This window comes from Bradyrhizobium sp. AUGA SZCCT0222, assembly GCF_018130205.1.
Lineage (GTDB): Bacteria > Pseudomonadota > Alphaproteobacteria > Rhizobiales > Xanthobacteraceae > Bradyrhizobium.
The window spans coordinates 265,385-287,548 of sequence record NZ_JAFCLX010000002.1 but is presented as its reverse complement, the minus strand read 5'-3'; the positions used below and the strand labels follow the sequence as shown (position 1 = coordinate 287,548).

21 protein-coding genes and 2 pseudogenes are annotated in these 22,164 nt (G+C 64.7%); 7 read left to right on the top strand and 16 right to left on the bottom strand.

From position 1 onward, the window contains the following. Nucleotides 1-677: 677 nt before the first annotated feature. Both JQ629_RS37835 and JQ629_RS37830 read right to left on the bottom strand, forming a co-directional pair. Nucleotides 678-1,475 (bottom strand): annotated as a pseudogene (locus tag JQ629_RS37835) (sensor histidine kinase); the annotation flags it as partial. 63 nt (nt 1,476-1,538) lie between these two features. After that, a pseudogene (locus JQ629_RS37830) lies at nt 1,539-2,183 on the bottom strand (GAF domain-containing protein); the annotation flags it as partial. A 199-nt stretch (nt 2,184-2,382) separates the two neighbouring features. Here JQ629_RS37830 and JQ629_RS02775 point away from each other — a divergent pair. Continuing rightward, nucleotides 2,383-3,042 carry an HAD hydrolase-like protein gene (locus JQ629_RS02775; RefSeq protein ID WP_212410990.1) on the top strand — a complete coding sequence of 220 codons (660 nt, stop codon included), beginning with the start codon at nt 2,383-2,385 and terminating at the stop codon, nt 3,040-3,042. Nucleotides 3,043-3,094: 52 nt separating this feature from the next. On the opposite strand, the gene JQ629_RS02770 is transcribed toward JQ629_RS02775, so the two are convergent. The 5 genes from JQ629_RS02770 to JQ629_RS02750 all read right to left on the bottom strand — a co-directional run bounded on the left by JQ629_RS02770 (nt 3,095) and on the right by JQ629_RS02750 (nt 7,418). Then, the gene (locus JQ629_RS02770) at nt 3,095-3,946 is read right to left on the bottom strand and encodes an amidohydrolase family protein (protein ID WP_212410988.1); all 852 of its coding nucleotides are present in this window, start codon (nt 3,944-3,946) and stop codon (nt 3,095-3,097) included. Between the two features lie 99 nt (nt 3,947-4,045). After that, nucleotides 4,046-5,320: a phosphoribosylamine--glycine ligase gene (gene purD / locus JQ629_RS02765; protein WP_212410986.1), complete on the bottom strand. Its 1,275-nt coding sequence runs from the start codon at nt 5,318-5,320 to the stop codon at nt 4,046-4,048. Between the two features lie 211 nt (nt 5,321-5,531). Next, a complete protein-coding gene (locus tag JQ629_RS02760) occupies nt 5,532-5,831 on the bottom strand; it encodes a winged helix-turn-helix domain-containing protein (RefSeq protein ID WP_212410984.1) in 300 nt (99 codons plus the stop codon). A gap of 2 nt (nt 5,832-5,833) precedes the next feature. Beyond that, on the bottom strand, nt 5,834-6,382 hold the full coding sequence (locus tag JQ629_RS02755) for a hypothetical protein (RefSeq protein WP_212390356.1): 549 nt from the start codon (nt 6,380-6,382) through the stop codon (nt 5,834-5,836). Nucleotides 6,383-6,404: 22 nt separating this feature from the next. Next, nucleotides 6,405-7,418, bottom strand: coding sequence for an alpha/beta hydrolase (locus tag JQ629_RS02750; protein ID WP_212410982.1), 1,014 nt, complete (start codon nt 7,416-7,418; stop codon nt 6,405-6,407). A gap of 137 nt (nt 7,419-7,555) precedes the next feature. Here JQ629_RS02750 and xseA point away from each other — a divergent pair, with 137 nt between their 5' ends. After that, on the top strand, nt 7,556-9,178 hold the full coding sequence (gene xseA / locus JQ629_RS02745) for an exodeoxyribonuclease VII large subunit (RefSeq protein WP_212411031.1): 1,623 nt from the start codon (nt 7,556-7,558) through the stop codon (nt 9,176-9,178). Nucleotides 9,179-9,291: 113 nt separating this feature from the next. On the opposite strand, the gene JQ629_RS02740 is transcribed toward xseA, so the two are convergent. Next, nucleotides 9,292-10,107 carry a dienelactone hydrolase family protein gene (locus tag JQ629_RS02740; RefSeq protein WP_249134785.1) on the bottom strand — a complete coding sequence of 272 codons (816 nt, stop codon included), beginning with the start codon at nt 10,105-10,107 and terminating at the stop codon, nt 9,292-9,294. Nucleotides 10,108-10,331: 224 nt separating this feature from the next. Here JQ629_RS02740 and JQ629_RS02735 point away from each other — a divergent pair, with 224 nt between their 5' ends. Beyond that, the gene (locus JQ629_RS02735) at nt 10,332-10,559 is read left to right on the top strand and encodes a DUF2093 domain-containing protein (RefSeq protein WP_212209655.1); all 228 of its coding nucleotides are present in this window, start codon (nt 10,332-10,334) and stop codon (nt 10,557-10,559) included. A gap of 116 nt (nt 10,560-10,675) precedes the next feature. On the opposite strand, the gene lpxK is transcribed toward JQ629_RS02735, so the two are convergent. The 6 genes from lpxK to JQ629_RS02705 all read right to left on the bottom strand — a co-directional run bounded on the left by lpxK (nt 10,676) and on the right by JQ629_RS02705 (nt 16,253). Continuing rightward, nucleotides 10,676-11,713: a tetraacyldisaccharide 4'-kinase gene (lpxK, locus tag JQ629_RS02730; protein WP_212410979.1), complete on the bottom strand. Its 1,038-nt coding sequence runs from the start codon at nt 11,711-11,713 to the stop codon at nt 10,676-10,678. Then, nucleotides 11,706-13,046: a 3-deoxy-D-manno-octulosonic acid transferase gene (locus tag JQ629_RS02725; RefSeq protein WP_212410977.1), complete on the bottom strand. Its 1,341-nt coding sequence runs from the start codon at nt 13,044-13,046 to the stop codon at nt 11,706-11,708. The genes lpxK and JQ629_RS02725 overlap by 8 nt, the downstream gene beginning before the upstream one ends. Beyond that, on the bottom strand, nt 13,009-13,722 hold the full coding sequence (locus JQ629_RS02720; RefSeq protein WP_212410976.1) for a lysophospholipid acyltransferase family protein: 714 nt from the start codon (nt 13,720-13,722) through the stop codon (nt 13,009-13,011). The genes JQ629_RS02725 and JQ629_RS02720 overlap by 38 nt, the downstream gene beginning before the upstream one ends. Continuing rightward, nucleotides 13,719-13,979 (bottom strand): DUF4170 domain-containing protein, encoded by a 261-nt coding sequence (locus JQ629_RS02715; protein WP_192738867.1) that lies wholly within the window; start codon nt 13,977-13,979, stop codon nt 13,719-13,721. The genes JQ629_RS02720 and JQ629_RS02715 overlap by 4 nt, the downstream gene beginning before the upstream one ends. Before the next feature lie 95 nt (nt 13,980-14,074). Beyond that, complete coding sequence (locus JQ629_RS02710) at nt 14,075-14,881, bottom strand: inositol monophosphatase family protein (protein WP_212410975.1); 807 nt, start codon at nt 14,879-14,881, stop codon at nt 14,075-14,077. Next, on the bottom strand, nt 14,868-16,253 hold the full coding sequence (locus JQ629_RS02705) for a TldD/PmbA family protein (protein ID WP_502752234.1): 1,386 nt from the start codon (nt 16,251-16,253) through the stop codon (nt 14,868-14,870). The genes JQ629_RS02710 and JQ629_RS02705 overlap by 14 nt, the downstream gene beginning before the upstream one ends. A gap of 288 nt (nt 16,254-16,541) precedes the next feature. On the opposite strand from JQ629_RS02705, the gene JQ629_RS02700 reads away from it, so the two are divergent. Continuing rightward, nucleotides 16,542-17,066 carry a DUF6101 family protein gene (locus tag JQ629_RS02700; RefSeq protein ID WP_212410973.1) on the top strand — a complete coding sequence of 175 codons (525 nt, stop codon included), beginning with the start codon at nt 16,542-16,544 and terminating at the stop codon, nt 17,064-17,066. 112 nt (nt 17,067-17,178) lie between these two features. On the opposite strand, the gene ubiA is transcribed toward JQ629_RS02700, so the two are convergent. Next, nucleotides 17,179-18,111: a 4-hydroxybenzoate octaprenyltransferase gene (gene ubiA / locus JQ629_RS02695; RefSeq protein WP_212410972.1), complete on the bottom strand. Its 933-nt coding sequence runs from the start codon at nt 18,109-18,111 to the stop codon at nt 17,179-17,181. Between the two features lie 10 nt (nt 18,112-18,121). Then, the gene (locus tag JQ629_RS02690) at nt 18,122-18,802 is read right to left on the bottom strand and encodes a hypothetical protein (RefSeq protein ID WP_212411029.1); all 681 of its coding nucleotides are present in this window, start codon (nt 18,800-18,802) and stop codon (nt 18,122-18,124) included. A 207-nt stretch (nt 18,803-19,009) separates the two neighbouring features. Here JQ629_RS02690 and JQ629_RS02685 point away from each other — a divergent pair, with 207 nt between their 5' ends. The 3 genes from JQ629_RS02685 (at nt 19,010) to hisG (ending at nt 22,041) form a co-directional block, all read left to right on the top strand. Further along, nucleotides 19,010-19,786 carry a 16S rRNA (uracil(1498)-N(3))-methyltransferase gene (locus JQ629_RS02685; RefSeq protein ID WP_212410971.1) on the top strand — a complete coding sequence of 259 codons (777 nt, stop codon included), beginning with the start codon at nt 19,010-19,012 and terminating at the stop codon, nt 19,784-19,786. A gap of 120 nt (nt 19,787-19,906) precedes the next feature. Beyond that, nucleotides 19,907-21,067, top strand: coding sequence for an ATP phosphoribosyltransferase regulatory subunit (locus JQ629_RS02680; RefSeq protein WP_212037663.1), 1,161 nt, complete (start codon nt 19,907-19,909; stop codon nt 21,065-21,067). Then, nucleotides 21,064-22,041, top strand: coding sequence for an ATP phosphoribosyltransferase (gene hisG, locus JQ629_RS02675; RefSeq protein WP_212410970.1), 978 nt, complete (start codon nt 21,064-21,066; stop codon nt 22,039-22,041). The genes JQ629_RS02680 and hisG overlap by 4 nt, the downstream gene beginning before the upstream one ends. Nucleotides 22,042-22,164 lie beyond the last annotated feature (123 nt).

The following is a 22,164-nucleotide window of genomic DNA, read 5'->3' as shown; positions in this document are numbered from 1 at the left end:
GACGCATTGCGCCCGAGCTTTGCCATTCATTTCCTTGCCCTCGAAAATAGAGGGCGCAGGGAAGACCGGGTGCGCGCTGCACCCGCGGTCCCGTGTGCGGTTTGCACTAAGTAGGCTGCACACGAGCATACAGGGCAGCGGAGAACACCCGGCCTTCCCTGCGCAATGGCTTTACGGCTTATGCCGTGATCTCCCCGGAGACGAGTTCTTGGTTGACTCCGTCACCACCGGTTCAGCTCACGCTTAGCCGACGGCTTGACGCCAGCAACGGGCGCCAGGACCACACGGTTTTGCCGTACGCTTATCCACGCCGTCGTCGAGGCGTAAACCAGCGTCCACCGCAACCCGTCCAACGTCCGTGACGACGGCCGACGCCCTCTGAGTGGGACGGGATGGGCGAATATATGCCCCTGATTTGTGTTCTGGTAAACAGAAATATTTTTTATTTTGGGGCTTGACACGAATTCTGACAATCAGAACTGATTTGCCCGTCGGGCTGATTTGTCGCAGCCAACCGTCATTGCGAGCGCAGCGAAGCAATCCATGCCTCGGCTTGGCGCAAGATGGATTGCTTCGCTGCGCTCGCAATGACGCGGAGAGGACGACGTCCAAACTAATCTGTCATTCCCCGATGCGCAATTGCGCATCGGGGAATGACAAGGCGTGAGAGCCCCGCCCTACTCCGCCGCCGACTCCCGCGGCGCTTCGCGCGGCACGATGATCTGGATTTTCGTGCCGGCACCGGGCTTGGTTTCCAGATGAATCCGTCCGCCCAGACGATTGGTCACGATGTTGTGCACGATGTGCAACCCGAGGCCGGTGTTGCCCTGGTCGCGCCGGGTCGTGAAAAACGGGTCGAACACCTGGCGCTTGACCTCGGGGGTCATGCCGCAGCCGTCGTCTGAAAACAGCACCTCGACATTGCCCTTGCCCGATGCCTGCGCCGCAATATGGACCGATCCACCGCCGCCGTCCGGAAAGGCGTGCGCGGCGGAATTGAGAACCAGATTGGTGAGCACCTGGCCGTAAGGTCCGGGATAGCTGTTCATGGAAAGATTCGGTTCGCATTCGACCGCGACCGTCAGGTTTTGACCTCGCAGCCCGTACCGTAGTCCCCTGACGACCTGCTCGGTCACCTCGCCGAGATCGAAGCGCCTGCGATCCGAAACGTTGCGATCGGCGGCAACCTGCTTGAACGACTGGATCAGCTCGACCGCGTTGCCAAGATTGAACATGATCTGCGACGCCGCCTCGCGGCTGGCCGCAATGAATTCCGAGAGCGTCGAGCGGCGCACGTCGCCCTTGGCGACATCGGCCTCAAATCGCTTGGTCTTGTCGATCAACGCCGAGGCCACGGTGAGGCTGGTGCCGACGGGGGTGTTGATCTCATGCGCGACGCCCGCCACCAGCCGTCCCAGCGCGGCCAATTTCTCGGTCTGTACCAGACTGCCCTGCGCGGCGCGCAAATCGTCAAGCGATTGCGACAGCTGCCGGCTGCGTTCCTGCAACTCGGTGAACAGCCGCGTGTTCTCGATGGCGATGACCGCCTGCCCGGCAAAGGTCTTCAAGAGCTCGACCTGCGCCTTGGGGAATAATTGCGGCTCGAGCCGCATCACCGCGATCGCGCCGATCGCAACCTCGTCGCGCAGCATCGGCATGATCAGGATGCTGCGATAGCCCGATGTCTTCTGCAGTTCGCTGTAGCCGCCGGAGACCAGCACATCCGGCTCATGCACGACGCGCCGCTCGCGGATCGCCACCGAGATCAGATTCTTGCTGGTGAGCGGAGCCGGATAGGCTTTGCGCACCGCCGCCACCGATGCCGCAGAAAACTGATCGTGCGCGACCAGGTGGACGTGGTCCCCCTCCCGGCGGTAGACGGCGCTCAGCACGCTCTGGCAGAGCCGCGCTGCGTTCCTGACGATCCGGTCGAACACCGGCGCAAGATCGGTCGGTGCGTCGGCAATAAGGCTCAGGACCTCGGATGTCGCCGCTTGGCGCTCTCTGGCTTGCTGAAGTTCGAGGGCAAGTTGTTCGACTTCGGTTTGCGCTGGATTTTCGACGTCCGTTTTCGCTGACCTGGAGACGCGCGCGACCTTTGGCGCAATGCTGCGCTTTCGCGGCTTCGCCGTACGGCTTTGCGGCTTTTTCGATCCGCCGCCTGCTCCAGAAGGTGGTGTCATTGCTTGCCCCGGGCCTTAAGATAAGCCATCGGATCGGCTTAGGCTAGTAACGGGAAATGGGGGACGGTGGCTGCGCCGGGTGAGACCTCACCGCCATATGGCTGGACTTGCCGCTGCATTGCCTTGCCGCGAATGACCCGACGCAGGAACGAAATCAAACGAACTTGTACAGGTTTGCTTTGGCCGCTAGCTTCGGATCATGGCGTGCTCCGTTCTTCTGGACCTCGACGGCACCTTGATCGATTCGTCTCCCGGCATTTTGGCAAGCTGCCTGGCGGCGCTGCGCGCCCTTGGACATGAACCGGATGAAAACCTCGACATAAAACGCGTCATCGGGCCCCCGCTCGAAGAGATCATGAAAATCCTGCTGCAGTCATACGGAGACGACCGGGTCGGTGAAGCAGTCATTGCCTATCGTCAGCACTACGGTGAAAGCGGATTTCTCGGCAGCGTGCCTTATCCGGGAATTGGCAACTCCCTTGCAGAGATGAAGCGATGCGGATTGCGGGTCTATCTCGCGACCTCGAAGCGGGAGATTTTCGCGAGCCGCATTCTGGAGCATCTGGGGTTTGCCACCTACTTCGATGGCATCCATGGCTCGGTGCCGAGCGGCGAGCTGGATCACAAGCCCGAGCTGCTCGCCCATATCCTGTCCAGGCATGGGCTTTCGCCGTCTGACAGCCTGATGGTCGGGGATCGCCGATATGATATTTTCGGCGCCCACGCGGTCGGGATGCGCGGTCTTGGCGTGCTCTGGGGTTATGGCACAAGGGGCGAACTTGAAACCGCTGGCGCAGACCAGCTGGTGGATTCTCCCGCCGATCTCGCCCGTACCGTCCTCTCGATGGTCCCAGGCTAGGGCCGCTACATTCAAGTCATCCGGTACAGGACCGCGACTTTATTGAAATGCACTAACCTTTCTTCGGTGACCAGCCATAGGCCTTGGCACAGGCACCGCCCATCAGCATCGCGCGCTCGGTATCGCTGAGGCGATCCGTCTTGAGGAAGGGCGTGACGGACTGCTCGTAATTGACGACGGCGAAGGCGCGGGTCCAGTCGGTGCCCCACAGGCAGCGATCGAAACCCCAGGCGTCGAACACGCGGGCCAGCGGATCCCAGATGTCGGGGAATGGATACGGCTCCTTGGACAGCGTGCAGGCGCCGCTGACCTTGATCACCACGTTCTTGCGTTTGGCGAGCGCCAGCACCTTGGGCAGTTCGGCCCAAGGGGACCAGGGCTGCGCGGGCGCCGGCGGCGTGCGCGGCTGCAGGATGCCGAGATGGTCGAGGATGAAGCGCGTGTCGGGATGACGATCGACCAGCGCCGTGCCGGCGTCGAGATTATCCCAGCACAGCAGATTCACCGGAAAATCATGTTGAACGGCCGCGCGCGCAATGCGGTCGAGGCCGGGGTGACCGGGCTCGCGCTTGTTCTCCCTGGTCAGCATGATGCGGATGCCGACCGCGCCCGGCGTCTTCTTCCAGTCGGCGACGACGTCGGCGACGTTGGGATCATCGGGGTCGACCGGCTTGACGATGGCGAGCCGGGTGGGATGAGCGCGCGCCACTTCGACGGCATAGCTGGCGTCGTAGCGGTACATCGAAAAGGCGGAAATGAAGATCGCGCCGTCGACGCCGACCTTGTCCATCGCCGCCACCATCTCGTCGCCGGTGACGTGATCGGGCCAGTTCGGCACCGTGGCCCAGGGCCGCTTCGGTGTGTTCGCCTCATAGGCATGAACCTGGGAATCGACAATCGCCATCGGGGCAGTTCCTCCGTTTTGCGCGATTGTGGACATTGCATCAGGTGCGTGTCCAGAGCGCAAAGACGCGGGGAAGCCCTGCGCGTATCGCAGCCGGCGTCAGCGCTCCCGCGCCACCGCCTGCCAGCCGATGTCGCGGCGGCAAAAACCTTCCGGCCAGTTGATGCGATCGACGGCCGCATAGGCGCGCTGCTGCGCCTCGCTCACCGTCTTGCCCATGGCGCAGACGTTCAGCACGCGGCCGCCGCTGGCGAGAATTTTTCCGTCTTTCGCGATCGTCCCGGCGTGGAAGATTTCGACGCCCTCGACTTTGGCGGCGTCGTCGAGACCAGAGATCACCGAGCCCTTGCCGTAGCTGCCGGGATAGCCTTTGGTCGCCATGATCACGGTCAGCGCGACGTCGTCGAACCAGCGCAGGCTGAAATTTTTCAATTGCCCGTCGGCGCTGGCGATCAGCGCCGGCAAGACATCCGACATCATCCGCATCATCAGCACCTGGGTTTCGGGATCACCGAACCGGGCGTTGTATTCGACGAGTTTCGGGCCATCCTTGGTCACCATCACGCCGGCAAACAGCACGCCCTTGTAGGGCGATCCCATCGCTTTGAGCGCGCGCAGCGTCGGATGGATCATCTCGTCCATGACGCGCGCGCACATCGCTTCCGTCATGACCGGTGCCGGGGAGTAGGCGCCCATGCCGCCGGTGTTCGGGCCCTGGTCGCCGTCGAAGGCGCGCTTGTGGTCCTGCGCGGTCGCCAGCGGCAACGCGTGCTCACCGTCGCACAGCGCGAAGAACGAGGCCTCCTCGCCCACCATGAATTCCTCGACCACGACCTCGGCGCCCGCCTCGCCAAGACCGCCGCCAAACATCATGTCGACGGCATCAAGGGCTTCGGCCTCGCTCATCGCCACGACGACGCCCTTGCCGGCGGCCAGACCATCGGCCTTGATCACGATCGGCGCGCCCTGCTTGCGGATATAGGCTTTTGCCTTCTCGGCTTCCGTGAAATGTTCATACGCCGCGGTCGGAATGTTGTTGTCGCGGCAGAGATTCTTGGTGAAGGTCTTTGAGCTCTCCAGCCGGCCCGCGGCCTGGGTGGGGCCGAACGCCTTGAAGCCGGCGGCGTTGAGATCGTCGACGATCCCGGCGGCGATCGGCGCGTCGGGGCCGACCACGACGAAATCCACTTTATTGGCCTTGCAGAAATCGACCACGGCCGGATGGTCGGTGATGTCGATCGCGACGCATTCGGCATCCTTGGCGATGCCGGCATTCCCCGGCGCGCACCACAATTTGGTGAGCAGCGGGGACGCGGCAATCTTCCATGCCAGAGCGTGTTCGCGGCCGCCGGAACCGAGCAGGAGGATGTTCATGACTGGAGCCAGATGTGGGAACCGATGGCCAGTCGGTCGCACGAATCTCCCGCCGTCTGCAAGGGGATATCAACAATAACCGCCGTCATTCCGGACGGCGCGCCTGCGCGCCGATCCGGAATCTCGAGCTTGTCTTACGCCCTGCCCATACATCGAGATTCCGGGTTCGCTCGCGTTGCGAGCGCCCCGGAATGACGATGAAAAGTCGCTGCTACGTTCCCGACCCCGCGATGATTTCCTGCAGCATTGCGACATGGCGGGCGAAGGCGCCGCGGCCGGCCGCGGTCGCAGTCACCGTGGTCTGCGGCTTCTTGCCGACAAAGGCCTTGTCGACAGCGACATAGCCGGCCTTCGACAGCGTCTCGATATGGGCGCCGAGATTGCCGTCGGTGGCGCCGGTCAGCTTTTTCAGCTTGGCGAATTCGAGCCCGGTACCCGGCGGCAGCGCGTTCAGGGCGGCCATGATTCGCAAGCGCAGCGGCTGGTGGATGATGTCGTCGAGCCCGGCCATCGCTATTCCCGGCGCATCCAGAGGCCGCCAAGCACGAGCCCGCCGCCGTTCACGATCGCCATCCATGGCTCGAACCAGTTGCCGGCCAGGAAATAGCCGATCAAGGTCAGCGCGGAGATGCCGACGCCGATGACGACAAAGGCGAGACCGACCCAGAGCCCGGCGATGGTATAGAACAGCATGAAATAGATCGCCCAGAACACGCCGAGCTCGCGCGGCCCGAAATGGGCGAGCATGCAGGTGGCGAGCCCGAAGGCGAAGAACAGCAGGAACGCCATCAGCGTCCGCAGGTCGAAGGTGCGCACGCCGGTCCGCGAATGGGTGAAGGCGCTGACCACGAACGAGCCCGCAAGGCCGACCACATTGACCGCGATCCAGATGTAGCCGGCATGGCGCGGCCAGCCGAACGAGGCGGCATTGGCGATGAACACCAGCGCGCCCCACATGATCATCAACAAGCTCGCCAGATTGTAGATCCGCGACTGGCGGACGCGGCGCGCGATCTCCCTGATATCCGCGAGCGCCTCGGAAGCTTGCTGGCTGTCGATCATGTCGCCTTCCCCTCGATCGCGGTTACGACCCGGTTATGCCGCGCGTGGCGACGTCCTCGGCGATCGCAGATACCGCGCGGGGTACGCTGACGATGCCCATGTGATTGACGCCATCGATCAGCTTGACGTCAACCGCGGGGGCTATCGCATGCACAGAAGGTGCGTACTTGTCCGCGAACATCAGTTCGTCATCGGCGCCGGAGATGATCGTGATCGGCTTCCTGGCTGCCGCGAGATCGCGGCGGAAATCGCGGTCGCGGACCGCGAAATTGCGCATCAGGCGGTCGCTGTAGGTTCCGACCAGGTTCTTCTCGGAATTCGGCGGCACCGCGAACGCCAGCACCGGCAGCGCGTCGCAGCAGGTGATGCCGATGCTGCGCAGCGCGAACAGACCAACGATGCGCGGAACATCGGCCTTGGCCCAGCCGCCGGAATTGGGCCGGCCGGTCGGGGCGTCGTGTCCGAGATACGGAGCGAGCAGCACGGTGCGTTCGAACAGGTCCTGGATCGACGAGCCCGCGACGCGCAGCGCAAAACCGCCGCCGGAGGAATGGCCAACCAGCGTCAGCGGCTTGGCGGGCGCGGTCTTGCGGATAATGCCGACCAAATCGGCGAGGTCATCCTCGAGCTGGCCGACATAGCCGATGTCGCCGCGGGTGCCAGACGTGCCGTGGCCGCGAATATCCACGGCCCAGGTTTCGACGCCGCGGGCCGCCAGCGCCGCCGACAGCGCGTGGATCGTTCCGCCGCTCGACCCGGAGGAGCCGTGCACCACGATGGCGGCGCGACCGGTCGCCGGGCCATGCGCGGCATAGTGGCGGAAACCGAGCGCGGTGCCGTCTCGTGCCTGAAACCGCTCGACCATGGGCAATGTGCTGAGATCGACCGTGCCGCGGGCGGCCGAGATCGATGGCAGCTCCGGGGGGCGCTGCAATGGCGTGGCGACCAGCCCCGTGATCAGCAAAGCGATCGCGCCAACGGCGCTGAGCGCCCATTTCAGGGTCCTGAAGCTGCCGCGTACCAACTGCCTGAACATGGTCGTTCCTCATCAACTCGGTTCATCTTAGATAACTCTATACAACAGAGTTATCTGCAACGCAAGCTGGATTGGCGGGGATGGCCGAAATCCCTACCTTGCGTGGAAGCTCCAAAAGCCTGATTCGATTGGACGAGATGCCCGCGACCGAACCCCTGCTCAACGCGCCCGAATACACCGTCTCGGAACTGTCCTCGTCGCTGAAGCGGACGGTGGAGGACGCCTATGGCCATGTCCGGGTGCGCGGCGAAATTTCGGGCTTCCGCGGGCCGCATTCCTCCGGGCACTGCTATTTCGCGCTGAAGGACGAGAGCGCCAAGATCGAGGCGGTGATCTGGAAGGGCGTGCATTCCCGAATGCGCTTCAAACCGCAGGAAGGGCTCGAGATCATCGCGACCGGCAAGCTCACCACCTATCCGGGCTCGTCGAAATACCAGATCGTCATCGAAGCCATCGAGCCCGCCGGCATCGGCGCGCTGATGGCCTTGATGGAAGAGCGCAAGAGGAAGCTCGGCGCCGAAGGCCTGTTCGACGAAGCCCGCAAGCAATTATTGCCGTGGCTGCCGGAAGTGATCGGCGTCGTGACGTCCCCGACCGGCGCCGTGATCCGCGACATCCTGCACCGCCTGGAGGACCGGTTTCCGCGCCGCGTGCTGGTGTGGCCGGTGAAGGTGCAGGGCGAAGGCTCGGCCGAACAGGTCGCGGCTGCGATCCGCGGCTTCAATGCGCTGCCCGAGGGTGGCAAAATTCCGCGGCCGGATCTGCTGATCGTCGCGCGCGGCGGTGGCTCATTGGAAGACCTGTGGTCGTTCAACGAGGAGATCGTGGTTCGCGCCGCCGCCGAAAGCATGATCCCGCTGATCTCGGCGGTCGGCCACGAGACCGACATCACGCTGATCGATTTCGCCGCCGACAAGCGCGCGCCGACGCCGACCGCGGCGGCCGAAATGGCCGTCCCCGTGCGCAGCGAATTGATGGTCGAGGTCGCTGGGTTGGCGCGCCGCACGATGGTATGCTGGCTGCGCGGCCAGGAAAGCCGCCGCAATGAATTGCGCGCCGCGGCCCGCGCCCTGCCCGCGGCCAGCGAATTATTGGCGATCCCGCGGCAGCGGCTGGACAGCGCGGGTGCATCACTGCCCCGCGGCTTGAAAGCCAACACCAACGCGCATCACCGCCGCTTCTCGCAGCTCAGCGCCGGCTTGACGTTGAAGGTGTTGCGCGGACAGGTCGCGCAGGCGGGGCACCGTCTCACCGTATCCGGCGAGCGCATCAGGCTTTCCGCACGGGCATTGTTGCGCAACCGGCGCGATCGCTTTGCCGGGCTTGAAGTCAGGCTGAAAGCCTCAAAACTTTCCAACGCGCAAGCACAGCGAAATGCAATCGCGCGCGACCGCGAGCGCACGCAACGCCTCGCCGAGCGCGCGCGCCGCGCCCTGCTGACCGCGTTGACGCGGCTCAACGCCCGCGTCGCGCATAGCGGCCAGTTGCTCTCGGCGCTGTCGTATCGCGGCGTGCTCGCGCGCGGGTTTGCCCTCGTGCGCGACGAACATGGCCATGCCGTGCATGCCGCCGCCTCGATCGGCCCCGGCGCGCCTCTCTCAATCGAATTCGCCGACGGCCGCGTCGCGGCGACGGCGGATGCGGACCGGCCGGCGGCGACGTCGTCGCCGACGAGCCAGCCGACACTTGCCCGGCGGGAAACCAAGACGCTTGCGCCCAGGCGCGTGGTCAAGCCGGTCGATCAGGGCAGTTTGTTTTAGGCGAGAATCTCTTCGTCATGCCCGGGCTTGACCCGGGCATCCATCAATCTTCGCAAAAAGCTTTTCCAAGGAGATGGATTGCCGGGTCAAGCCCGGCAATGACATTCTTGGGTTCACCGCGCCAGCCATTCCGCCACGCGCTTTTGCGAATCGATGCGCGCCTCAGCGTCGGTGCCGATGTGGCCGCGTTCCGGCTGGCCGGCGTCGCCGCCGCCGAGCGCACGGAGCGGCAGGTTGGCGCGGTCGAAATCGTGCGGCGCGCCGGGATAGATTTCGATCCGCGCCAGCGCGCTGCGGCCGCGGGCGCCCTCCACCATCTGGCGGCAGGCCGATGGCGAACTGACGTCGTCCTTGGCGCCGATCAGCAGCAGCGTCGGCACCCGCGCGCTCCAGCCGAGGCCGGCGGAAATCCGGCAATCCGGATAGAAGGCGACCGCCGAGCGGAAATCCGGCCCGTCGTTGCGCCAGGCTTGCGGACGCACCGCCCACAACAGGGCGCTGGCCCCGTTCGCCCATCCCATCAGGCTGACGCGATCCTGCGCGACCCAGGCCTGCTGCGCCAGCCATCGCCGCGTCGCCACGATATCGGCCACCCGCTCGCGGCGCGCCAGCACGCGGCGCTCCTTGTCGCGGCATTGCGGGCCGAGTTCGCGCGAGCCGTAACTGTCCGGCAGCACGACCGCGTGTCCCGCCTTCAATAATTGTTCGACCCAGTCGCGGTAGCGCGGCAGCACCGGCTCGGCATGCCCACTCAAGCCGCCGCAGCCATGCAGCGCGATCACCGTGGGAAACGGCCCGTCGCCATCAGGCTTGTAGAGCTGGGCGTGCAAGTTGAGTTTTGGCGCGGGGATATCGACCTGCCTGGGGGCCGGCAATGGCGCTGCAGAAGCGGCGCGCGGCACGGCAGTGCAGGCCGCGGCAAACAGCATCAGGAATAGCAGCGTCGCTGGGCGCATCCGTGTTCGCCGGGTGGTTATGGCGCTTGGGGCAAAGCGTACCATAATCAGGAGGTTATCATGCGCAATCGGCGGAAATTCATCACAATCGAGTGGGTTTCGGGAGCGGACAGCCCAACCTATCTGTGATAGATCGGATTTGGAAAATACACTTTAGTCGGCCCTGTGAATTTGGCCGACCTGTCGGAGAGTTTACGGTGCTGAATAAATTCGGTCCCTCGGGACATGGCGAAGCGCAGGTGCAATATCTGGATGGCGATTTCCGCGTGGTCTCGCCGGGAACCTATGTGCGCTGCGCCATATCGGATGTGCGGATCCCGCTCGACGAGTTAAAATACTGGAGCGTCGATCTGCAGGAAGCCTATTCGGTGCCATCAGCGGTATTGCAGCGGCATTTTCCCGGCGCGCTAAAGACGCAGGGATAAAGACAGCCGTCGTCCCGGCCTTGAGCCGGGACCCATAACCACGGCTCTCCGTGGTTATGCCGAGCTGGAGCTCCAGAGCGCTTCAACAACTGACGACGGTGGTTATGGGTCCCGGGTCAAGCCCGAGACGACGAAGTGCGGAATTTCTTCTCGCGGGCCTTGAAGAGTTGATCGGTCACCAATCTCTTCAGCTTCGCGCCATCCTCAAACTCCAGCGTCACCGCGAACGGCACGATCGCTGTCGTCCAATCCGGCAATCCGCCGCCGGACCATAGCCGCGCCAGATCCTTTTCCGTCGTCACCAGCGTCAGCGCGTCGCGGCCCGCCTCGGCGATCAGGCTGTCGATCTCGGTCCTGGAGAACGCGTGGTGATCGGCGAAGGCGTGCTGCCGGATCACGTCAACGCCGCTTGCCGTCAGCGTGCCGAAGAACCGTGCGGGATCGCCGATGCCGGCGAAGGCCAGCACGCGCTTGCCGCGCAGCGAAGCCACAGAATCCTGGTTCGGCACAAGGCGCGCGCGCAGCACCGGCTTGTGCTGCGCGGCGATATCGGCCGCCACGCGGTCGGCCGCCGTGCCGTTGCCGACGATGATGAGCGCATCGGTGCGCGCCAGCTGCGGCGGCAACGGCACGCGCAAGGGGCCGGCGGGAAACACCTGCCCGTTGCCGAGGCCGCGGCCGGCGTCGATCACGATCAGCGAGGCGTCCTTGGCGACCGCCGGGCTCTGAAAACCGTCATCCATCAGGATCACCGACGCCGCCAGCGAACGCGCCAGCGGAACGCCGTCGGCGCGTTGGCGCGCGACCACCACCGGCAGCGTCGCCGCCAGCATCAGCGGTTCGTCGCCGACGTCGGCGGCGGCATGCCGCTCCGGATCGACCCGCACCGGCCCGCGCAATTTTCCGCCATAGCCGCGGCTGAGTACGACGGGCGTTTCGCCGAGCTCGCGGAGCAGCTTCGCCAGCGCCAGCACGGTCGGCGTCTTGCCGGCGCCGCCGACGTGATAATTGCCGATACAAAACACGGGGACGCCGGCATCCAGCCCCCCGCGCTGCATCCGTCTTGTGGCGATGGCGCCGTAGAGGGCGGCGAGCGGTGTCAATAGACTGGATTTGAGGGAAGGCGGGCCGTGCCAGAAGCGCGGCTCACGCATTCGCGGCTCCCATTTCGAGCCGCAGCTGCAACAGATACGGCTCCAGCGCGATCATCGTGCGATCCAGCGCGCCGCCGAGCTGTTCGACCACGCGCTCGGAGGCTTTGAGCGATACTTCGCGCGCCCTGGGATCGGCGAGCAGCTGACCGAGTTGCTTGACCAGGGCTTCCTGGGTCTCAGCTTTTCGCGCGCCGCCGGCCTGATCGAGCGCCTCATAGACGTCGCCGAAATTGAACACGTGCGGGCCATGGACGATCGAGGCGCCGAGCTTGACCGCCTCGATCGGATTTTGTCCGCCATGCTCGACCAGCGATCCGCCCATGAACACGATCGGCGACAACCGGTAGAACAACCCGAGCTCGCCCATGGTGTCGGCGACATAGATGTCGGTCGCAGCGACAGGCAATTCCTCTCGCGAACGCAACGACGCGTGCAGGCCGGACGCCTCGACCATGCGCGCGATCGCTTCGCCGCGATCGGGATGCCGCGGCACGATCACGGTGAGCAGGTTCGGAAAGAAGCCGGCGAGCGTCTTGTGCGCCCCCGCCAGCATCTCGTCCTCGCCGGGATGGGTGGAGGCGGCGATGACGACCGGACGGCCGCGCGTCATCGACATCAGCCGCTCCAGCTTGGCCTGGTCCGCCGGTGGCGCGGGAACGTCGAGCTTCAGATTGCCTGTCGTCACGACGTTGGGACAGCCAAGCGTCGAAAACCTGTCGGCATCGGTTTCCGACTGCGCGAGGCACAGTTCGAACCGGCCGAGCAGCGCCGAGATGGTGCCGGAGACACGCCGCCAGCGCGGAAATGAGCGAGGCGACATGCGGCCGTTGATCAGCACCATCGGCACGCGCCGCGCCGCGCTCGAGAGGATCAAGTTCGGCCACAGATCGGACTCGATGAACAGCGCCAGCGACGGACGCCAATGGTCGAGAAACCGCGCGACATAGCGCGGCGAGTCGTAGGGGACATATTGATGGATGACGTCGGGCGGAAACCGCTTGGCGACAACCGCCGCCGAGGTCACCGTGCCGGAGGTGAGGAGGATGCGCAGGTTCAGCGCCCGCAGCTGCTCGACCAGCGCTGCCGAGGCCAGCACCTCGCCGACGCTGGCGCCGTGAATCCACACCAGCGGCCCGACCGGGCGAACATCGGTGCTCACGCCGCGGCGTTCACTGACACGCGCCGGATCTTCCTTGCCGAGCTTCAGCCGCCGGTTGATGAACGCAGGCGCCAGCGGCACCATCGCGGACGACAGGCTCCGGTAGACGCGCAACGTCATCGGCAGCGGCAGCGAATTAACCAAGGGCGGCCTCCGGACGTCCGACAGCCGCATAGGCGCGGCGAGTCGCTTCGTTCAGATAAGTCTCTACCTGTTGGCGCAGCTTTTCCATGGTCTCTGCGTCGGCGTCCGGCGGCACGAAAACCGCATCGATGCCTACCACGGCACCCCTGCCGAATGGCAAATTGATGGTGGAGGAGTCCCAATTCTTCAAACGGATGAACCGGCTGGTCACCATCGCAAAGGGGAGAATCGGCCGCCCGGACTCCCGCGCCAGCATGATGAGGCCGAGCCCCACCACCCGCGCCCGCTTCGGCACGTCGGCGGTGGTCGCAACGTTCCAATTATCCTCAAGCGCCTGCACCATCTCCCGGAACGCGCCGACGCCGCCCTTGCGGTGAAACGCGCCGCCATGGTCGCCGGAACCTCTGATGGTTCCGATGCCGAGCCGTTCAGCCGCAATGGCGTTGAACTCGCCGTCGCGATGCCGCGAGATCAGGACCTTGGCGCGATGGCTCTCCTTGGTCTTGATGAACGGCGTCATGAAATGCTGGCCGTGCCAGAACGCGAGGATCGCCGGCATGGCGGGCTCGACCTGGTCGTAGACGTCGGCCGGTTCGTAGCTGAACTTGTTGGTCAGCCAGACCAGCCGCAGATATTCGGCCGCAAGCACACCGAGCGCGCGCTGAAGCCAGCTGCTGCGCAGCAAATCGCGAAGGAATCGTTTCAACGGGCAGGCTTCGCGTCTTGCTTGGTATCCTGTCCGGGATCGAGCAGCCGGTGGAGGTGGACCACGAAATAGCGCATATGGGCGTTGTCCACGGTCTGCTGCGCCTTCGCCTTCCAGGCCGCATGGGCGGTGGCGTAATTGGGAAACACGCCGACGATCTCGACCTGATCGAGATCCTTGAACGTCGTGTGTTCGAGATCGGTCAACTCGCCGCCGATGACGAGATGAAGCAGTTGCGGCGGGGCACTATCTGGCATGATGGTTGTTCCTAACGAGGTGCCCGGCAAGCAAGGTTGTTGAGGCGTGTCGCATGATGAGTGGCGTGACGAACCGTGACGCAGGTCCGGCGTGTTCAGGGCAGCGGACGGATTCGAAAATGCTCGACAATGCGTGCATGCCGATCACGTCCCGCAGCCACCAGCACCCCGTGCGTCACCTCCCGGCGATTATACTCAATCGTGTCCCCCGAGAGCGTCGTCATCCTACCATCGGCTTCGTGCACGATCAAATTCGCCGCCGCAAGGTCCCAATCGCGGCTCTGACCACCCGCAAAAGCGGCGTCCAGGCTGCCGTCGGCGACCCGGCACAGCCGAAGCGCCAACGAGCCGATTCGCGGAAACAGCGTGATCTCATCGGATGACGGGCTCAGCCGCTGCACCAGCGGCTTGGGGCCGGCCATGCGGGAAAAATCCAGATCCGTGCCTGCGGTCGCCGACACGCGCTTGCCGTTGCGCGTGGCGCCCTGCCCGCGCATCGCGAAGAAGAATTCGTCGGTCGCCGGCGCGAACACCGCCGCCAGCACCGGCGTTGCATCGGCCACCAGCGCAATGCTCACGCACCAGTCCTCGCGGCCGGCCAGATAGGCACGGGTGCCGTCAATGGGATCGACGATCCAGACCAGTTTCTTGCCGAGGCGCGCCTCGTCGTCGACGCTTTCCTCCGACAGCCAGCCATAGTCCGGCGTTGCCGCACGAAGCCGGCTTTCGACGAGATCGTTGACGGCGATGTCGGCTTCCGACACCGGCGACGAGGCGCCCTTGGTCCAGTTCTTCAATTCAGTGCGAAACAACGACAGCGCCAGCGCCCCCGCCTCGCGTACCGTCTCGGTCAGCAGCGCGGCATCGCGCGCCTTTGTCGTGCCCGTATCAGCGTCCGCCAAGCGTCAAACCCTCGATGCGCACCGTCGGCGCATTGACGCCATAGCGGAATTCCAGATCGTTGGCCGGTGTCAGCGACTTGAAGATCGGCAGGAGATGACCCGCAATCGTCACCTCGCTGACGGGGTAGGTGATCTCGCCGTTCTCGATCCAGAAGCCGGACGCGCCGCGGCTGTAATCGCCGGTGACGCCGTTGACGCCGGAGCCGATCAAATCGGTGACGTAAAAGCCCTGCTTGATGTCAGAGATCAGTTCGGCCGGCGTCGGCTCGCCCGCCTCCATGTGCAGATTGTACGACCCCGGCGACGGCGACGACGATACGCCGCGATGCGCATGGCCGGTCGTGACCAGTCCGAGTTCGCGCGCGGTCGCGGTGTCCAGGAGCCACGAGGTCAGCACGCCCTCGTCGATGATCGCGAGCTTCTTCACCGTGACGCCTTCGGCATCGAAGGTCTGCGAACGCAATCCGCGCACCCGCAGGGGATCGTCGATGATGCGGATGTTCCTGGCGAACAGTTGCTCGCCCATGCGGTCTTTCAGGAAACTGGTCTTGCGCGCGATCGAGGCGCCGTTGACGGCGCCGACGAGATGGCCGACCAGCGATCCCGAGACCCGCGGATCGAACACGACCGGCACCTTGCAGGTCTCAACCTTGCGCGGATTGGCGCGCGCCACCGTGCGTTCGCCCGCCCTGCGGCCGACGCTTTCGGGCGCGGCGAGATCGGAGGCATGCGGCGCCGACGTGTAGTCGTAGTCGCGCTCCATCCCGGTGCCTTCGCCTGAAATCGCGGTCATCGAGATGCCCTGGCTCGATCGCAGATACGAGCCGTGGAACCCGGTCGAAGTCACCAGCACCATGCCGCCGATGCCGCTCGATGCCGACGCGCCGCCGGATCGCGTCACGCCCTTGACCGCAAGCGCCGCGGCCTCCGCTTCTACGGCGCGGCGTTCGAGCTCGGAGGTCGAGGGAACCGTGCGATCGAGCAGGTCGAGATCGGCGAACTCGCGTGCCAGGAGTGAAGGATCGGCGAGACCGACATATTTGTCGTCGGGTGCGACCTTCGCCATCGCCACCGCGCGCTCGGCCAGTTTCGAAATGCCATCGCCGCTGATGTCGTTGGTCGAGACCACGGCCTGGCGCTGTCCGACCAGCACGCGCAACCCGACATCGTCGCCTTCCGAGCGCTCGGATTCCTCGACGCGGCCATCGCGCACTTCGACGCCTTGGCTGACGCCGCGCACCGCGACCGCATCAGCCGCATCGGCGCCGGCGCGTTTGGCGGCCTCGACCAGCCGCTGCGCCAGCGTCGAGAGCCCCGACTGGTCGAACAGGTCCGAGGTCGCGGATGAAGTCTTGGATGGTGAAGAGTTCACAAACAAAATCCCTGACATTGAAGCGAGTTGGGACGCAAATCTTTGGACCCATGAGATGTGCCTGATTCACGGGGATTTCAAGCATTTTGACGCCTCAAAAGCCAATCATTTTCGGCTTCAAAGCAAGGACTCGTCAATCATGCATGCCAAGGTCTTGTCAATCATGCGAGCAGAAGCGGCGCCGGTGACCTCGGGTTAACCAGCCTTTTTAAGCCGAAACGGAAACCGCTCGGCTAAGGTCTCACACATCGACCGGGAACATAATTCCGGCGGGGAGACTAAAAAGCCGTGAGGCGTCAAACAGCAACAAGCGGGATCAATCCCGCCGGGTCGGGCCGCGCATTGCGGCTCGACCCTCTTTCCCTTCCGCTCCGCTTCGATGCGCAGGACACGCGTGCCGACGGCGGCGTGCGGCAGATCGAACTTCACCGCGAACGCGTCGTGCTGCGCCGTGCCGTCAAGGGCATGCAGATGGCCGTCAACGTTCGCGTCAGCGATTTCCTTGGCGTGGCTTTGCGCGGTCTCGACGACGCGCAGATGCTGGTGCTGGTGCATCGCGATCCCTCGCTGAACATTCCGCTCGGCGTCAGTTCCGATGCCGAGGAGATTTCTTCCGCCTGGCAGATGTGGAGCGAGATTTTCGCGCTTCCGCAATTGCCGGAAGACAAGGCCTGCGAACCGGCCCAGCGCCGCCGCCGCCACAATTCGATCCGCGCCCGCCGCCCGAAATTTTTGGTGCGTAGGCGCGCCGGAGACCTGCTCAACCCGGCGAACCTGCATCAGGGCGAGCGCGAGATTATCGCACGGGATTGATCACAAGCCCCGTCATTGCGAGCGAAGCGAAGCAATCCATCGCGCCGCCAGTGGAGACGTGGATTGCTTCGTCGCTTCGCTCCTCGCAATGACGGCGGAAATTCATGATGGGCTACCCCGCCCGCATCACCGCATCCACCAGCAAGCCGGCAAACAGCATCAGCCCCGCATCGCGGTTGGAGTGGAAGATGCGCTTGCACAACGCGGGATCGCTGATGTCCAATCGCCGGATCTGCCAGACGAGGTGAGCAGCAAACGCGACCAGCCCGATCCATGCCGGCCATCGCGCCCCGCCCAGCACCATCGCCACGCCGATCAGAACCACCGCCAGCGAATAGAACACGACCAGCGCCCGATGCGTCGCCGCGCCGAACAGACGCGCGGTGGATTTGACGCCGATCAGCGCGTCGTCCTCGGCGTCCTGATGCGCGTAGATGGTGTCGTAGCCGATCACCCAGGCGATCGAGCCGGCATAGAGCACGAGCGCGGTGAGATCGATGCGTCCGAGCGTGACCGCAAATCCCATCAACGCGCCCCAGGAGAAGGCGAGTCCGAGCACGACCTGCGGCCACCATGTGATGCGCTTCATGAAGGGATAGACCGCCACGATGATCAGCGACGCGATGCCGGTCATGATGGCAAAGCGGTTGAACTGCAGCAACACGGTGAGCCCGATCAGCGCCTGCAGCACCAGCCACGCAAGTGCCTGCGGCACGCTCACCTGTCCGGCCGGAATCGGCCGCGACCGCGTGCGCTCGACCCTGGCGTCGAGGTCGCGATCGGTGATGTCGTTCCAGGTGCACCCCGCCCCGCGCATCACGAACGCGCCGATGAAGAACAGCACGATGACGAACAGCAATTGACCGGCGTCGCGCGCGATGCCGGTGGCCAGCGCCGCCGACCACCAGCACGGCATCAGCAACAGCCAGGAGCCGATCGGCCGGTCGAAACGGGCAAGGCGTAAATAGGGCCGCGACCAGGACGGCGCGCGCGTATCGACCCAGTTGCCGGTGGCATCGGCAACGCGGGCCGTGAGGTCGCTCATCGGAAGGCGGTCATCGCGTAAGAACGTTGCCGTTCAGCGTATCGAACGTGCTGCCGCCCTTGCGCACGGTTTGCGCCTCGGGCAGCGCCGCCGAAGAGCCGAGCGCTTCGCTCAGGCTCGGCGCGGCCGCTCGCTGCGCTTGTGCTCCCTGCTGCGCGACCGTGCAGACCTGCTTTTGCATTTTCTCGGTGTTCTTGTGGCCGTTCTTGAGCTGATCGGCGATCTGCGGCGGAATTCCGCATTTCGCGGAATTGGTCTCGACATATTTGATCATCTTGAGTTCGGCCTGGCTGTAACTGCCGATCAGCTTGCAGGCCTCGTCCGGCGACGCCTTGCGCTCGCTTGCGGCCTTGATCAGCTTGCCGCGCTTCTCGGCTTCCTCACGCAAGGGGACGAAGGCCTTCATGCAGGCATCCGCCGCGCCGCCGGCTTGTGGCGGCGGCGGTCCACGGTCGAATGCCGAGCCCCCGCCCGCGCCCGCCACAGGGGCGGCCCCGGTCGCCGGGAACGGTGAAGGACCACCCACCGACGCCGCGGGGGCTGCGCCGTTCACCGGCGGGAACGGCGATGCGTTGCTTGCGGGTGCAGCCTGTCCGGGCAGTGGCGCCGGAAATGCGCTCTGCGCAAAGGCCTGCCCCGCGTGAATGGTCACGACGGCAATCGTCAGGGGCACAATGAGACGGCGGATTATCAAAGGTGTTTCTCCGGCAAAGGTCCAGCAGGGCCCGGGCGACTTCCGATCGAAGCACAATTCCGACGGGGCTTTTTACGATTCCTGCCGGCCCTTAACAACCCGTGGATTTAGGCGGCAGCGCGGCGCTGGGCCGCACCGAATCATTAAATTGTCCCCGGATTCTAACCCTTTAGGCTAAAACGGGCGCAAACGGAACAATCACAGATGCCAGAACTCGATTTTCGTGCCCCTCGCCTGTTCGTCGATGCCCCCTTGAGCCCGGGCGAAAGGGTCCCGCTGGAGCGAAACCAAAGCAATTATCTCGGCAATGTGCTGCGGCTATCGGCCGGCGAATCGATATTGGTGTTCAACGGCCGCGACGGCGAATGGCAGGCGCAGATTTTGGGGCGGAAGCGGCCCGACAGCCTTGAGATCCTGATCCAGAACCGGCCGCAGGATCGCCTGCCCGACATCGCCTACGTCTTTGCCCCGTTAAAACATGCCCGGCTCGACTACATGGTGCAGAAGGCGGTCGAGATGGGCGCCTCAAAGCTGCAACCGGTGTTGACGCGTTTCACCCAGGTCTCGCGGGTCAATGGCGAGCGGATGCGCGCCAATGTCATCGAGGCCGCCGAGCAATGCGGCATCCTGAGTCTCGCCGACGTTGCCGAACCGATGCCGCTCGATCGCTTTCTGAGCCAGCGCCAGCCGGAGCGTCTCCTGGTCTTCTGCGACGAGGCGGCGGAAACCACCTCGCCGCTGCAGGCGCTGCAAAACGGGTTAACGGCTGACGGCATCGACATCCTGATCGGTCCCGAAGGCGGATTTGCCGAGGAAGAGCGCGCGCTGTTGCTGCGCCAGCCGCGAACGCTGCGGCTTTCGCTCGGCCCCCGAATTTTGCGCGCCGATACGGCCGGCGTCGCGGCGCTGGCGCTGGTGCAGGCCGCGCTCGGCGACTGGACCGGTCCGGGTCAGGCAGCCGAGGCCGTTAAGCCTCATTGAACCCCGCGTTAAGTGACGACACCAATCTCTGTCGAAACCCTGCCCCGGCCATGCTAAGGCCTCCGCCAACAAACGCTTGATACCTCTTGGAACCCGTTTTTCGGGATATTTGGACGCGAAATGACCGTAACCGCCGCCATCGATGGTGCCGCCGGGTCCGCCACATGGGCGGACGCGCTGCTTTTGTCGTTTGCGCAGGCCGGCTACGTCCAGGCTGAACCGGCTATACTGCAGCCGGCCGAGCCGTTCCTCGACCTCTCCGGCGAGGACATCCGCAAGAGCCTCTATCTGACATCAGACGCCAGCGGCGAGGAGCTTTGCCTTCGTCCCGATCTCACCATTCCGGTGGCGCGGGACTATCTGGCCTCGGGGCGTGCCGGCCAGCCCGCGGGCTTCAGCTATCTTGGGCCGGTGTTCCGTTATCGCGACGGCCAGCCGAGCCAGTTCCTGCAGGCCGGCATCGAATCCTTCGGCCGGCAGGATCGCGCCGCGGCGGATGCGGAAATGCTGGCGCTGGCGCTGGAGGCGACTTCGGCGTTCGGCCTGAGCGATGTCGAAATCCGCACCGGCGACGTCGCGCTGTTCACCGCGCTGATCGATGCGCTCGAGCTTTATCCGGTCTGGAAGCGGCGGCTGATCAAGGATTTCAACCGCAAGGTCAGCCTCACCCAGGACATCGAGCAGCTGACACTGGCGACCGCCCCCGGCCGCAACGAATATGAAGGCGTGCTGGCAGCCCTTGCCGGCTCCGACCGCAAGGCCGCGCTGGCGCTGGTCACCGACCTGATGTCGATCGCCGGCACCACCAATGTCGGCGGCCGCACGGTTGCCGAAATCGCCGACCGCTTCCTCGAACAATCGACGCTCAAGAGCGGCGCGCTGCCGCGCGACGCGCTCACGACCATCAAGCGCTTTCTTGCCATCGCAGGCGATCCCGATGACGCGGTGGCGCAACTGCGCGCGTTGGCCGAGGACACCAAACTCAATTTGACGGCGGCGATCGATCAGCTCGAAAGCCGGGTCGGCTTCATGGCCGCGCGCGGCATCGACACCAGCCTGACGCGCTTTTCGACCGCCTTCGGTCGCGGCCTCGACTACTACACCGGCTTCGAATTCGAACTGCACGGCAAGGGTAACGGCATCGAGCCGCTGGTGGCGGGCGGGCGCTATGACGGGCTGATGACCCAGCTCGGCTCGGCGGCGCCGATCCCGGCGGTCGGCTTCTCGGTCTGGATCGAAGCCCTGACGCAACTCCGCAAACCGGTCGGGAACGCATCATGACCGCGCCCTTCGTTCTCGCCGTTCCCTCCAAGGGCCGCCTGCAGGAAGAAGCCGAAGCGTTCTTCTCGCGCGCCGGCCTCAGCCTCGCCAAGCCGCGCGGGGCGCGCGATTATCGCGGCACCATCTCCGGGCTCGACAATGTCGAGATCGCCTATCTCTCGGCGAGCGAGATCGCCTCGCAGCTCGCCCGCGGCATGGTGCATCTCGGCGTGACCGGCGAAGATCTCCTGCGCGAAAGCATCGTGGACGCCGACAAGCGCGTGCTGTTGATCGACAATCTCGGCTTCGGCAGCGCCAATGTCGTGGTCGCGGTACCGCAGGCCTGGATCGACGTCCGCACCATGGCCGATCTCGACGACGTCACGACGGGTTTCCGCGCGCAGCATAACCGGCGCATGCGGGTCGCTACCAAATACATCAACCTGACCCGAAACTTCTTCGCCACCCACGGCGTGGTCGATTACCGCATCGTCGAGAGCGCCGGCGCCACCGAAGGCGCGCCCGCGGTCGGCACCGCCGAGATGATCGTCGATATCACGACAACGGGAGCCACCCTCGTCGCCAACGGCCTCAAGGTGCTCGACGACGGCGTGATCCTGCGCAGCCAGGCCAACCTCGTCGCCTCAAAGGATGCCGACTGGTCGAGCGGGGCGCGCGAGACCGCGCGCGTCATCCTCGATCACATCGCCGCACGTGCCCGCGCCAGCAAATATCGCGAAGTCCGCACCCGCTTTGCCGGCTGCAACGACAGGCTGCTGACCGAGGCGCATAACCGCTTCGGTGTCGTCGCCCCGTTCGGCGGCCCGACCTCGTCGGGCATGCTGACGCTGCACTGCCCGCCGTCGAAGCTCTACGCGCTCGGCAGCTTCCTGCGCGAGCACGGCGCCGACACGGTTTCGGTGGCTGCCCTCGACTATGTGCTCGACCGGGAAAACCCGCTGTTCGCCCGCCTTGAGGCGTTCTTGCGACAATAAAGCGGGTTCTGGAGCCTGACCGGTTCTGATTAAATCAGAACCGGGCTCAGTCTTTGTCTTGACGCGTTTTCTTATGCGAACCGGTATCCACTTCGCTCGAAAACGCCATAGATTTCATTCATC

What these genes read in the sequence shown, in the direction of transcription:
- hisG (WP_212410970.1), top strand. Translation starts at nt 21,064, where the DNA reads ATGACCGCGCCCTTCGTTCTCGCCGTTCCCTCCAAGGGCCGCCTGCAG.
- purD (WP_212410986.1), bottom strand. Translation starts at nt 5,320, where the DNA reads ATGAACATCCTCCTGCTCGGTTCCGGCGGCCGCGAACACGCTCTGGCA.
- JQ629_RS02760 (WP_212410984.1), bottom strand. Translation starts at nt 5,831, where the DNA reads ATGGCCGGGCTCGACGACATCATCCACCAGCCGCTGCGCTTGCGAATC.
- JQ629_RS02775 (WP_212410990.1), top strand. Translation starts at nt 2,383, where the DNA reads ATGGCGTGCTCCGTTCTTCTGGACCTCGACGGCACCTTGATCGATTCG.
- ubiA (WP_212410972.1), bottom strand. Translation starts at nt 18,111, where the DNA reads ATGAGCGACCTCACGGCCCGCGTTGCCGATGCCACCGGCAACTGGGTC.
- JQ629_RS02740 (WP_249134785.1), bottom strand. Translation starts at nt 10,107, where the DNA reads ATGCTGTTTGCCGCGGCCTGCACTGCCGTGCCGCGCGCCGCTTCTGCA.
- JQ629_RS02680 (WP_212037663.1), top strand. Translation starts at nt 19,907, where the DNA reads ATGACCGTAACCGCCGCCATCGATGGTGCCGCCGGGTCCGCCACATGG.
- JQ629_RS02685 (WP_212410971.1), top strand. Translation starts at nt 19,010, where the DNA reads ATGCCAGAACTCGATTTTCGTGCCCCTCGCCTGTTCGTCGATGCCCCC.
- JQ629_RS02725 (WP_212410977.1), bottom strand. Translation starts at nt 13,046, where the DNA reads ATGCGGCTGTCGGACGTCCGGAGGCCGCCCTTGGTTAATTCGCTGCCG.
- JQ629_RS02750 (WP_212410982.1), bottom strand. Translation starts at nt 7,418, where the DNA reads ATGTTCAGGCAGTTGGTACGCGGCAGCTTCAGGACCCTGAAATGGGCG.
- JQ629_RS02715 (WP_192738867.1), bottom strand. Translation starts at nt 13,979, where the DNA reads ATGCCAGATAGTGCCCCGCCGCAACTGCTTCATCTCGTCATCGGCGGC.
- JQ629_RS02770 (WP_212410988.1), bottom strand. Translation starts at nt 3,946, where the DNA reads ATGGCGATTGTCGATTCCCAGGTTCATGCCTATGAGGCGAACACACCG.
- JQ629_RS02755 (WP_212390356.1), bottom strand. Translation starts at nt 6,382, where the DNA reads ATGATCGACAGCCAGCAAGCTTCCGAGGCGCTCGCGGATATCAGGGAG.
- xseA (WP_212411031.1), top strand. Translation starts at nt 7,556, where the DNA reads ATGCCCGCGACCGAACCCCTGCTCAACGCGCCCGAATACACCGTCTCG.
- lpxK (WP_212410979.1), bottom strand. Translation starts at nt 11,713, where the DNA reads ATGCGTGAGCCGCGCTTCTGGCACGGCCCGCCTTCCCTCAAATCCAGT.